Origin of the sequence: Staphylococcus ureilyticus, from assembly GCF_002902235.1 — a bacterium.
Lineage (GTDB): Bacteria > Bacillota > Bacilli > Staphylococcales > Staphylococcaceae > Staphylococcus > Staphylococcus ureilyticus.
The window spans coordinates 1-13140 of record NZ_PPRL01000047.1; the positions used below are offsets into that span (position 1 = coordinate 1).

Here is a 13140-nt window from a genome sequence, read left to right on the forward strand (position 1 = left end):
AGAGATATCGTAAAAAAATATGCAGAACATTTACACTAAATTAATATAATATTCCGCATATTCCACTTTTACATTAATATTTTTAATAAACTTTACTATTTACTTTCAAACAAAGAATACTTAGCAAGTGCTTCATATATATTTAATTGTGGTTTTGTATAATCTATAGGAGATTCTGGATCAAAAGTTGCAACTCTTGCCGCTCTATCCATCATATAATAATAATAAATACCATTTAAATATTGATGTTGCATGCTATGAGCTGAAATGTTTACAACGATAGATTGATTATCAACAAAGTTCACTTTGCATTTTTTATCTTTGAGTGATTTAATACTTTGAACATAATGGATATTAATCCATGTATTTTGTGTTTTTCTATCAGAATGTGTTGGAAAAAAATAAGTGGGAAATAAAGGAGTGAATAAAATCGGGGGCTTGCTGCTAATACCTGTAATTCGAATGGTATCCTCTTTTTTAAAAACATAACTACTACCATAAAATCTACAAGAGCGGTCAATAATTTTGTGGGTACGTTCTTTTATTGTACTTTCATCTTCTTTATACCTTAGCACTCTTGTACCTTCATATTGGCCAACGGGTAAATGGCACGGTTGCAATGACATATCACCTTTTTTAATAATATACGGTTGAATCATAGTTGTAACCTCCTTACAATTTTGGTGATACTCAAATAATATACTATCATCATTTTAAAATCAACTTATATTATAAAATATTTTCTATATATTCTACAATTAAATTTTAGTTACGAATCTTTTTCTATTTTTTAATTATTGAAAGTTTCGTTTTACACTTATTTTTTCGGAAAAGTCAGAATATTCGTTGATTTAAAAATCAAAACCTTGTATAATGTATTTTAAATATAGATAGAGGGGTTGTGTTGATAATGAAACATAATACACATGTAAAATACAATACTTTAGAGTCTTTTGTATCAACAATTAATGACTTAGGTATCGAATTAATCATTGATGAATCGTTAAGGAATGTCCGTAAGCAACAATTAGAAAATCTCATCGATCATGCACTTAAAAATAAAAACGAGAATGATTTCAAACGCTATACAGAAGAATATAAACATTTGGAGGCATATCTCGTTGGTTAATTTAGTTGTCATATATTTAAAATAAGGTCTATTCACTAATTAATTAAAGTTAGCGAATAGACCTTTTATATTGTTTATTTAAGACATTAATCTGATTAACTCATATCTATCAATATCTCCAAAATAGTGATAGATATCATAATCTGCTAATGCTTCTTCTATACTATCAAAGTCATGCAATGTGCCTTCCAATGCATGTTCTAATTCAGTAACGTCTCCCACACCAAAGAAGTCACCGAAAATTTTAGCATGTTCAATTCTTCCTTTTTTAACATCTAATTTAATTTGAACAAATCCCTTTTCAAATTTTTCTTCTCGTTCAAAATTATATTTAGGATTTCTACCGTAATTCCATTCCCAAGTACGATATTTTTCATTACTTAATTGCTCTATATTTGCCCAATCTTCGTCTGAAAGCTTATATTCTTCAACTTGTGTAGCCTCACCAAATATTGTTTTTAAAATAATTTCTTTAAAAGTATCAATATCTAATGGTTCAGTTAAGAATTCTGAGATATTAGCAACTCTACTTCTCACAGATTTAATACCTTTCGATTTAATTTTTGCAGGATTCACACGCAAGGCATTTTGAACTTCATTTAATTCACTGTTTAACATTAAAGTACCATGGCTAAACATTCTATCTTTTACTTTGACCATGGCATTACCGGAAATTTTAGCTTTACCGATTTGAATATCGTTTCGGCCACTCATTTCTGCATCTAATCCAAGTGATTTCAATGCTTCCACTATAGGTTCAGTGAACTTTTTAAAATTATGAAAACTATTGCCATCATCATCCGTTATAAAACTAAAGTTTAGGTTGCCTGTATCATGGTACACAGCACCGCCACCTGAAATACGTCTGACTACATCTATACCATGTTCATCAATATAAGGTTGGTTCACTTCTTCAATCGTATTCTGATTTTTGCCAATAATAATTGAAGGACGATTGACATAAAACAGAAAATAACTATCGTCATTCGGCATGTGCTTTAATACATATTCTTCCATTGCCAAATTTAATGTTGGATCTGTAATATCATTATTACTAATAAATTTCATATACTGCACTCCTTTTCCTCTTAATACCCTTACCTTATTTATGCAATATTTTCATTAAAAATGCCAATCATTTAACTGATTTATACTAATTTTTCTAAAAAAAGAATGATAACTGTATATTTAAAGGTTATTTGTTTATTTGTCTGTCGTTTTTTTGTATAATACTATCTAGTTAGCATTTCTAGGGAGGATTCAATATGACTGTCGCAGAAGTCGGAAATATAGTAGAATTTTATGACGGGTTAAAAGGCCGCGTAGAAAAAATTAATGATAACTCTGTAATTGTAGATTTAACAATTATGGAAAACTTCAATGATCTAGACCTGCCTGAAAAAACTGTCATCAATCACAAGCGATATACAATCGTCGAACAAGAAGGATAGTTTATATGAATAGAATTTCAAACGCTTTAATCTGGTTTATTGTAAGCTTCATCGTATTTCACATTATTTTATATATCATGTGGGGTGAAAAGCAAGAATACTGGTACCTTTATACTGGTATCATGCTTATCGCAGGTATCAGTTATATATTTTACCAAAGAGATATTGAATCAAAAAGATTATTAACATCTCTAGGGATAGGTATTATTACGGGTATCGTACTCATTATTATACAGCTAGTTTTAGCAGCTATCTCATCAGATATTCAGTACGCATCACTGATTAAAGAGTTAACGCGAACAGGTGTATACTTTAAATGGCAAATGTTAGTTACTTTATTATTTGTGATACCGTGTCATGAACTTTATATGAGAACTGTATTACAAAAAGAACTACTCAAATTAAACATTCCAATGTGGTTAAGCGTATTAATAACAGCAATTTGTTCTGCTTCTTTATTTTTCTATCTAGATAAAATGTGGATTGTTTTCTTTGTATTCATCGTTCAAATTGTGCTTTCATTAAGTTATTATTATACGCGTAGAATTGCTACGACTGTCATAGCACAAATTGTTGCAGTAGTTATTCTATTAATTTTCCACGGATAAATTGAAATAGAAACACAAGCTTATGAATGATGTAAAAAAGATTAAGATTTTACAGCTTATACCCCACAGTTTGAAAGAGATGAGGGCATAAAAGGTCTCTGAATGAAAATAAACGCCAATTTCTATTGAATAATATAGAAATTGGCGTTTTCTTTGGTTTTAAGAGATTTTTATATCACATAAATTTTATCAAATAATAACATTAAATGTTTGTTTTTGTTCGATGTGGTAGTCATTATCTTTTAAATTTCTAGCAATTAATTCAACCATCGTAATTTCACCCGTTTCATGAATGACAGCATCTTCTAAATATTGCTTATAGTTTCTATAGCAGTAATCAGTCATACTTACACGATACATGTGGTCTAATTTAATATTTTCCAATGTCACACGATGGTATGGCTCTGCATTCATATCTATTGTATAGTTAACACCTTGCCAAAACGTACATAAGGTTTCATCTACGATTGTTAAGCTCAATGCGCCGTCACTAAAAGCTATATGTGAATAGCAATACTCTAAAATATCATGAATCTGTTGACCTTTCATTGTTAAATCAACTGGGACATCTGGATGAGGATAGGCATTAAATAAATCTTCATTTGTAATGATGCCATTGAGCCCCTCTTCACCACTCGTTGGTAAGTGTACACAAGATATATCATAATCATAGGCTAATCGAATACTATCATGTAATAACTGTGTGAATGGATGAGGTTTTGTTATAACATCACTCAAACCATTTACCTCTGCTGAAAAAGCATTTTCGTTTATGCTTTCTTCACTCCAATTACAAACCGTTTTTCTATCATAAAAAGTCAAATCTAATAATGCTTGGTCTTCTGGATAATGATTTAAATCCACAATTTTAGAATTGACATCTTCTAATTCATACGAATTTGTGCGTTTTTTAAAGTTAATCTTCACATGAATAAGTTGTTCAGCATTTTGTCCTGCTTGTACATAAAGCGTCTGATCATCTCTACCGATAAACGTTTGATGTTGATGACCAGTAATTAATAAATCAATAACGCCTAGGGTCTGCATGATTTTTTCCGCTTCATTTACATTTTGCTCACGCTCATTAGAGGTTTTATTTAGTTGATTTAGTCCACCATGGTATATAACAATTAAAAAGTCTGGCATTTCGCTTTCATGAATAAATCGAATCCAGCGTTTAGAAGATCGCAATGTTTTTTCAATTCGTACATCATTTTCCATTTCAAAATGTTCACGCTCCATTAGCCCATCTGAAGTCAAACCCACTATTGCGATTTTTACACCTTCTATTTCTTTAATTGTATATGGTGTAGAAAAATATGGTTCTTTTGTGCGTTTATATTCAATATTTGCCGATAACCATGGAAACCTAGACAATGATACTGCCCTTGAAAAGAATGACAGGCCAAACTTAAATTCATTAGGACTAATACCACTTGCATCGTATTGCATAGCATTCATCAATTTTATCATTGGATGACGTTTATAAGGTGCTACAACTGCATAATAAAATGCTGCTAACGAACCTGCTAAACTACCACCACTGTCTAATAAAATAACGTGATCATTTGTTTCTCTAATACTTTTAACATAAGATCCTGCTCTATAAATATTGGAATTATTCTCACCACTTTGAAAATAACTATGCATATCAGAAGTAGTGATAATGTCTATTGCGATTTTTTCACTTTTTTTCATACGCCTCTCCCCTCATTAATATTAGTCTAACACGTTTCTAAAATAGCTTGAAATAATAATAAACATATATCATCAACAGTGAGTATTTGCCAACTATACGCTTTTATCCTGAAACTAAAAGCACCAGTACATCATTTGTTAGATGTACTGGCACCATTGTTTCACAAACTATTCAGTTCAGATTTACATTTAACAATCAACCAATTTGTACGCGTTCTTTAGGATAATGAAATTTATCAGGTTCTCTACGTCCACCAATCATAATAATAAAACTGATTAAACCAACACGGCCAATTAGCATCAACACCATCAAGACACCTTTACTCATATCATTCACATCACCAGTAATACCTAATGATAATCCACAAGTTCCAAATGCCGACATAACTTCAAAAAACGCTTGTAAAAATGAAACCTTTCCATTTTCAACAACCAGTATAAAAATCATACTCGTAAAAGTTAATATGCTAGCCATGATAAAGACAGCAAATGAACGTTGAACATCAGTTATGTGAATTTCACGATTAAATGCTTTGATAGACGTTTTTTCAGGTTGGTTGCTAAAGTTTAATAGGAATAATATTAAAATCGCAAACGTCGTAGTTCTAATCCCACCACCGACAGAACTTGGGGATGAACCTATAAACATCAGTATACCCATAACGATATTCGTACCTTCTCCAAAACCACTTACATCAATAGTTTGAAGCCCTGCGCTCCTTGTGGTGGCTGATTGGAATAATGCATAAAATAGCGATTTGTGCCAACTCATATCCTGAAAAGCTTGGTTATGTTCGAATAAAAGGATAATTAATACGCCGAAAATAAACAAACCAAAATAAGTTACCGTTGTGATTTTTGCAAATAATGAAAATCTAAAATTAGGAATTCGATTTTTGATATATGCTTTCACCTCTATCAATACAGGAAAGCCAATTGAACCTAACATGATTAAAAACATAACAATAGTTTGCACAAAATAGTCATTTGCATATGGTATAAGTGATTGTCCAGTTATATCAAGCCCACCATTTGTTGTTGCTGATACCGATACAAATAATCCTTGCATAATTGCATATTGAATGTCGGGGTTATCTCTATAGAAATAAAATGCTAATAATGATGCACCAACAAGTTCTATGATAATGATTGTTCGAACAATATCTAAAATCAATTTCACAGTACCACTCATCGTATGTTTATTATTATCAAGCATGATTAATTGGCGTTCACGCATACCAATATGTTTACCTAAGACAACCCACAGCATAGTTCCAATGGCCATAACACCAATACCACCTAAATTTAGTATCAGCATGATAACCACTTGGCCAAATGTTGTGTAAGTATCAATAATGTTAACTGGCGTTAGCCCTGTTACACTGACACCTGACACAGCAACAAACAAGGAATCAATTGGATCTACAGAGACATTGGACTTATGGACAAACGGCAAGTTCAGCATTAAAAATGCCACGATAATTGCCGCGATATAATACATTACAATCCCTTGTTGAGGACTTGATTTTTTTAACAATTGGTTGAAAATGGACAACGTTTCTTCACCTCAACGTTACTTCAGTTTAATCTTAATATCCTTTTCTTTACCATCCCTATATATTTTAGCTGATAGCGTTTTTAAATCATCTTTATGATTAAAAATAATTTGTCTGTATCTAAGATTATCTTCTAATGCTTTACCATCTAATTCTACTATGACATCATTTTTTTGCAACCCGGATTTTTCACCTAATGAATCTTTTTTAACATCACCTACTAGCACGCCTTTTTTAACATCTTCTGGTAAATTAATTGATTGTTTGGTAGCTTCATCAACCTCACTAATATTAGCAATCTTCACACCTGTATTAGGATATTTAACTTCACCTTTATCTTCTAATTGCTTGGCAATGTCTTCAGCGTCATTGACCGGTATAGCAAAGGCAATACCTTCAACATTATCCATATCTATTTTCAAGGATGCTATACCTACTAACTTACTATTTCTATCAATCACGGCTCCACCTGAGTTACCCGGATTTACAGGTGCATCTATTTGGAAAGCACTCATTAACACATCATATTGATCGTCTTTATTGATATCCACTGGTATATGTCTGTTCAAACCTGAAATAATACCATCAGAAATACTTCCTTTAAAATCTACACCTAGAGGGTTTCCTACGACTATAATTGGTTCACCTAGTACTAAAGTACTGGAATCGCCTATTTTAATCGGTTTCACTTTACTATCCGATTTTACTTTAGCTTTAACAACGGCGATATCTGAATACTTATCCGTGCCAACAACTTTTCCAATCGCATAGTCATCATTACCATATGTAATCTTCTGTTCTTTTTTATCTCCAACCACATGTGCGTTGGTCATAATAAAAATAGAGTCGCCCACTTTTTTGTAGACGACACCTGAACCTAATTCATTTTCTTTACCTGCTTCTTGTGTCTCTTTTTCGGCAGAAGTTCTATCATCACTTGTATCATTTTCAACAGTTACTACTGAATGAATTGCACTGTTTGCACTTTTCATTGTTGTTGTATAAGTTTTATCTTTATTTTGATTATCGTTAAACACGCTATCATTTGAAGTACCATTTTCATCAACATTTTTGAATATAGCTTGTATAAGTGTAAGTAAAACAATAACTGCAACAACAATTAAAATTTTTGCCCAATGTTCGATAAAGAAAGCCTTAACTTTATCAGAAGTGTTAGCTGTGCTTTCATGCTTAGTTTCATTGTTACGATTCGAGTGTTCACTGGCACTTTTTTGGTGCTTCATTTGGAAAGATGCTTGTTCATCATTACTCAAATAATCATCAACTCTAGATTGTTGTGCATTCTCTGAGTAAAAGTTTTCTTCCTGCTGTTTTTCAGCTGGGACATGTTGTTCATTTGATTGTGCACTGTCATTTTGAGCCACATTCTCAACATGTGATGATTTTGAATTTATATTATTTTTTTCATCTGCTATGTTCTCGTTTTCATTGTATGGATGATGGATATTGTCCGCTGAGGTTGACTCATCGTTTTCTGTTCTCTCTGGTGTATGTTTTGAGTTCCGCGCAGCGGCAATGGCTTGTTGTTGCTGAATTTCTTCTTGTGTAAGCTTTTCAATACGTGCTTTTCTTAAGTTTTCTTTCACACGTTCTTCATTATTTTTAGCAAGTATTTCAGCCTTTTCTTCACGCTGTTTTCTAGCTTGACGTTCTTGTTGCACACGTTGTTCCCGTTCCTCGTTATGAAAGTACTCACGTCGTTTGCGTCCATACTTTACTTTTGGGATGACATGTTTTTTATTTTGCGTCACAATAAGCCCCCCTATTACTTTTGATTGCAATTCTATTATGACATATCAAATATAATTTTTCTGCTTTATTTTGTCATATAAAGTTAGCATACTACAGATTATAGTCTCTTTTAGTAAAAAATTCTAACTTTATCTCATGAAAAATAAAACAAAGCCTGAGACATAGTTTTTATGCTCAGACTTATTTATATTATTTATGTTCTTTTTTATTATTTTTAACAGAAGTTAACCAACCAATAATCACAAGTGCAATCATAACCGTCCAGAAAATAGATTGCCATAATACACTGTGTGGGAAATGTTCCGGTAATATTTTAATATCTGGGTGCGCTAACACCATTATTACTAATTTAATACCTACCCAGCCGACAATTGCAAATGCAGCACCTTCTAAACCAGGATATTTATTCAATAGATTTACAAACCAAGTGGCAGCAAAACGCATGATGATTACACCTAGCATACCACCTAAGAACATGACTGCAAACTGTCCAAGGTCCATACCACCAAAGTGTATACCAACAGTAGGTAAAGTTACTGCAATAGCAAGTGCAGCTAACATAGAGTCAATCGCAAAGGCAATATCTGCAAATTCTACTTTTAATACTGTACCCCAAAATGCTTTTGGACTTGCATGTATTTCCTCACCTGACTCATCATAATGGTGGTCATCCGTACCATCTTCTTTTTGGTGATCTTTTTCATTAAAGAATGATATGAGATTCTTAATGGACATGTATAATAGGTAAATTGCACCCAATGCTTGAATCCACCAAAAATGTGCGATAATGCTTATTAAAAATAAAGAAATAAAACGGAAAATAAATGCGCCTAACAGTCCATAAAACAATGCTTTTTTACGTTGTTCTGGAGGCAAGTGTTTAACCATGACTGCCATTACGACAGCATTATCTGCTGCTAATAATCCTTCTAAAAATACCAGTACTACTAGAACCCATAAATAAGGTAAAATTAAACTCGGATCCATTTAGGACAACTCCTTTAGTTTTTTACATAAAAATAGAGACCTAAGCTAAGTAAATGCTACACACATTTTCAATCATATACACGCCTATAGTAAATTAAACTTTTAGCTTTATATATTTTGTATGTTTGTAAAATTTATAAGCAAAGGTCTCACTCGACAGTATTTTTCTGCCCATTTTACCGGAAACGTTTAACGTTTCGTAATGACGACAAAATGACTATGTTAAAAAGATATATAAAACAGACATTTCACAAAAATATTACTATCTCATATATCTCCTTAAAAACAGTTGAGTTACTCCCCTCCGACTACAAAGTCATAGGTATTCTATTAATAATATAGTATTATACACAATTAATCATATTATAACAAACTGTATAATTTAATTTCCGGAAATTTTTCTTCAAACCATCTCGTTGCAAACTCATTTTCAAATAAGAAAACGTAATTATCATAAACATCTTTAACAAGAATAGAACGAGAAGAGCTCATTTTATCTTTAATATCTTCTTCATTTTCAATCCATCTTGCAATTTTTGGACCAACTGGTTCCATGATGACATCGACATTATATTCATTTTTAAGTCTATGTTCAAATACTTCAAATTGCAACTGACCTACCGCACCAATAATAATTTGATTGGTATGCAATGCTTTATAATATTGAATTGCGCCTTCTTGAACTAATTGTTCAATTCCTTTATGGAAATGCTTCTGCTTCATGACATTTTTGGCAGAAACTTTCATAAATAATTCTGGTGTAAACTGCGGTAATTCTTGGAAACTGAATTTTTGGTTGCCACCTACTAATGTATCTCCAATTTGGTAATTACCTGTGTCATACAAACCTATAATATCTCCAGCAACTGCGTGATTAACTGTTTCTTTATCATCAGCCATAAACGAAGTCGAACGTGTTATTTTCTGTTTCTTTTTCGTTCTTTGTAAGGTAACATCCATACCTCGTTCAAAAGCGCCACTAACTACCCTCATAAAAGCAATTCTATCTCTGTGTTTGGGATCCATATTGGCTTGAATTTTGAAAATAAAGCCTGAAAAATCCGTATCATAAGGTGTAACTTCAATATCTTCTTTCGTTTGTCGTGCACTTGGCATAGGTGCATGATCAACATAAGCATTTAAGAAATTTTCTACACCAAAGTTTGCTAATGCTGATCCGAAGAACACTGGTGTTAAATCACCATTTCTCAAAGCTTCATTATCAAATGTTTCTCCTGCTTCTTCTACCAACATTAATTCTTCGATTGCTTGTGTAAAGGCGCTATCATTTTTAATGTTATGATCTTCTTCCAGTTCATAATCATCATTTAAATGTAATACATTTTGTTCATCTCTAAATGGCTCAATCGTACGTGTATCTCGATCAATGATACCAAAGAAATTTTGTCCCATACCCACTGGCCAATTCATAGGATACGTTTCGATTTCCAGTGTAGACTCGATTTCATCTAACAATTCAAATGGCTCTTTTCCTACTCTATCTAACTTATTGATAAACGTAAAAATAGGAATACCTCTCATTTTACAAACTTTGAATAGTTTTAAAGTCTGAGGTTCAATTCCTTTTGCACAGTCTATAACCATTACAGCACTGTCCACTGCCATTAATGTTCGATATGTGTCTTCGGAAAAGTCTTCATGTCCTGGCGTATCTAAAATGTTGATTTTATAATGATCATAATCAAATTGCATCACTGAACTCGTTACTGAGATACCACGTTCTTGTTCAACTTTCATCCAGTCACTTGTCGCAAACTTACCACTCTTTTTACCTTTTACGGTCCCTGCTTCTCTTATTGCCCCACCAAATAACAGTAACTTTTCTGTTAATGTGGTTTTACCAGCATCAGGATGTGAAATAATCGCAAAAGTTTTTCTGGATTCTACTTCTTCCTTTATACTCATTTGTTCTCTCCTTTAATTCTCAAATATCGATTGACCAATATCATCAGCAATTTGTACTGCTGTTGACTCATCAAGTAACGTAAACAAGTGTATCACAAGTTCCTCCTTGATATCATCATCATTTAACGAAGTATCAATTTCTAATGACCAATTGAGGTCTGGTATTGCCATAAGTAAGACATCAGCATCATCATTTTTATAAATATAACTACGAACTGTTACACCATTCAGACTTATAGGCTTAATTTTCAACAGGACCACCGCCAAACTTTTTATAAGCCGCTTCTAAACCGATTAAGTCATCTCGATGCGGTACTTTTACATGACCAGGCATAATTTGATAAGGCTCACGCCCTTTTGACGCCAAGACAACTGTATCACCAGGATTAGCAATTTCAATAGCATGACGGATCCCTTCCGCACGATCTTCGAATTCAACATAATTACTATGCGTTGCGCCTTTAGCAAGTTCACTTGTTAATTTTTTTGGATCATCATTTGCTGGATTGTCAGGCGTAAAAATAACATAATCCGCTCTACAAGCGACACGACCCATTTCTGGTGTTTTCCCCATATCTCGTTCTCCAGCCATTCCACACAAGAAAATTAATTTCTGTTTTGCAAAAGGTTTCACTGCATCTATAAGTTTATCCATACCATCTGCTGTGTGTGCATAATCTATAATTAAATCAATTGGTAATTTTGGGTCTAAAACTTCAAGTCGACCTTCAACTGGTTCTAAGTTTTCTACCGCTTGAATAATTTCTTCTAAAGTAGCACCTTTTGCCCAAACAGCTATCATTGCTGCCATAATATTAGAGACATTGAAGATGCCTACATATGGTGACTTCACAGGAAATGTACCTTCAGGTGTATTAAAATCAAATGTTACACCTTGTAAAGACTCATGAATATTTTCAGCCTTAAATTGTGCATGTTCTTTGATGCCATACGTAAACACCTCGTAAGGTGTAACTGAAGCTAAATATTCTGAGAATTCATCGTCTTGATTTAAAACAACATATTTTTCTTTTGATAAATCTTCACCTAACTGGCTGAATAATAATGATTTGGCATGACCATAAGCTTCCATTGTACCGTGAAAGTCTAAATGATCTTGCGTTAAATTTGAAAACACAGCAACATCAAAATTAACACCACTTAAGCGTCCTAATGATAATCCGTGACTTGATACTTCTAAAGTCATAGCTTGTGCTTGTTGTTCTACAGCCTCATGAATTTTTTTCGTCAACGCAACTGTTTCAGGAGTTGTATTTGTACCTTTAGATTTTTCTTCGTTAATTTGAAAACCATTTGTACCTAAATAAGCACTACCTTTACCTAATTTTCTATATATGTGGTGTATCATTGTTGCTATAGATGTTTTGCCATTTGTCCCGGTAACACCATATGTAGTAAGTTGTTTACTTGGATAATTAAATAATACATTTACGAGTAAACTAGCAACACGCAACGTGTCAGGAACGATAACTTGCGTTACATCACCTTTCAACAGTTGTTCATGATTTACCACAATAACTTTACAGCCTTGATTCACAACATCTTGACAAAATTTATGACTATCGACGGTATAACCTTTAGAAGCAACAAATATGCTGCCTTCTTTAGCTGTACGCGAGTCCGTTGTTATATCATTCACATTCATATCTAATGTTCCAATCACTTGTTTAACTCTAATTTTTTTAAACAACTCGTTTGCATTCAACATTAACCGCTCCTTTATTTCCAATACTTCTATTATACACATTTTCAAGTGATTTTATAGAAACTAATATTGCATTTTGCCTTTTCTCTACCATTATATATTTTTTTCGTTTTTATTTAAAAACATTATAATTACCGTAAGTATAAACTAGATTTAAAATGTTAATCATATGTAATTAATTATGTAGATTTTCTTTTTTATTTGTTTAATTTCTTTTAAGATGACTTATTTTAAAAGCATGCGTGGTATGGTATAAATATAGAACAATCTAAATTTATCATGATAT

At 32.5% G+C, this 13140-nt stretch carries 12 protein-coding genes; 3 read left to right on the forward strand and 9 right to left on the reverse strand.

Annotated elements, in window-relative coordinates; all coding sequences use genetic code 11:
- Window positions 1–95: 95 nt before the first annotated feature.
- Complete coding sequence (locus CD150_RS04990) at window positions 96–659, reverse strand: competence protein ComK (protein ID WP_046208083.1); 564 nt, start codon at window positions 657–659, stop codon at window positions 96–98.
- A gap of 251 nt (window positions 660–910) precedes the next feature.
- Between CD150_RS04990 and CD150_RS04995 the strand changes: the two genes are divergently transcribed.
- Window positions 911–1129 (forward strand): IDEAL domain-containing protein, encoded by a 219-nt coding sequence (locus CD150_RS04995; RefSeq protein ID WP_046208082.1) that lies wholly within the window; start codon window positions 911–913, stop codon window positions 1127–1129.
- Window positions 1130–1207: 78 nt separating this feature from the next.
- On the opposite strand, the gene lplA is transcribed toward CD150_RS04995, so the two are convergent.
- On the reverse strand, window positions 1208–2197 hold the full coding sequence (lplA, locus tag CD150_RS05000) for a lipoate--protein ligase (RefSeq protein WP_046208081.1): 990 nt from the start codon (window positions 2195–2197) through the stop codon (window positions 1208–1210).
- 197 nt (window positions 2198–2394) lie between these two features.
- Between lplA and CD150_RS05005 the strand changes: the two genes are divergently transcribed.
- Window positions 2395–2580 (forward strand): YkvS family protein, encoded by a 186-nt coding sequence (locus CD150_RS05005; RefSeq protein ID WP_002508073.1) that lies wholly within the window; start codon window positions 2395–2397, stop codon window positions 2578–2580.
- Between the two features lie 5 nt (window positions 2581–2585).
- Window positions 2586–3188, forward strand: coding sequence for a CPBP family glutamic-type intramembrane protease (locus tag CD150_RS05010; RefSeq protein WP_046208080.1), 603 nt, complete (start codon window positions 2586–2588; stop codon window positions 3186–3188).
- Between the two features lie 189 nt (window positions 3189–3377).
- Here CD150_RS05010 and CD150_RS05015 read toward each other — a convergent pair whose 3' ends face one another.
- The 7 genes from CD150_RS05015 to CD150_RS05045 form a co-directional block, all read right to left on the reverse strand.
- Window positions 3378–4886 carry a bifunctional metallophosphatase/5'-nucleotidase gene (locus CD150_RS05015; protein ID WP_103161401.1) on the reverse strand — a complete coding sequence of 503 codons (1509 nt, stop codon included), beginning with the start codon at window positions 4884–4886 and terminating at the stop codon, window positions 3378–3380.
- 196 nt (window positions 4887–5082) lie between these two features.
- Window positions 5083–6441 (reverse strand): TrkH family potassium uptake protein, encoded by a 1359-nt coding sequence (locus CD150_RS05020; RefSeq protein ID WP_073342580.1) that lies wholly within the window; start codon window positions 6439–6441, stop codon window positions 5083–5085.
- 18 nt (window positions 6442–6459) lie between these two features.
- Window positions 6460–8214, reverse strand: a complete 1755-nt coding sequence (locus CD150_RS05025; protein ID WP_073342584.1) for a S1C family serine protease — start codon at window positions 8212–8214, stop codon at window positions 6460–6462.
- 190 nt (window positions 8215–8404) lie between these two features.
- Entirely contained in the window at window positions 8405–9202 is a 798-nt protein-coding gene (locus tag CD150_RS05030) for a TerC family protein (protein WP_046208076.1), read from the reverse strand.
- A gap of 363 nt (window positions 9203–9565) precedes the next feature.
- On the reverse strand, window positions 9566–11128 hold the full coding sequence (locus tag CD150_RS05035; RefSeq protein ID WP_073342588.1) for a peptide chain release factor 3: 1563 nt from the start codon (window positions 11126–11128) through the stop codon (window positions 9566–9568).
- A 12-nt stretch (window positions 11129–11140) separates the two neighbouring features.
- Window positions 11141–11380 (reverse strand): YueH family protein, encoded by a 240-nt coding sequence (locus tag CD150_RS05040; RefSeq protein ID WP_046208074.1) that lies wholly within the window; start codon window positions 11378–11380, stop codon window positions 11141–11143.
- Window positions 11370–12854, reverse strand: coding sequence for a UDP-N-acetylmuramoyl-L-alanyl-D-glutamate--L-lysine ligase (locus CD150_RS05045; RefSeq protein ID WP_046208351.1), 1485 nt, complete (start codon window positions 12852–12854; stop codon window positions 11370–11372). The genes CD150_RS05040 and CD150_RS05045 overlap by 11 nt, the downstream gene beginning before the upstream one ends.
- Between the last annotated feature and the right edge of the window lie 286 nt (window positions 12855–13140).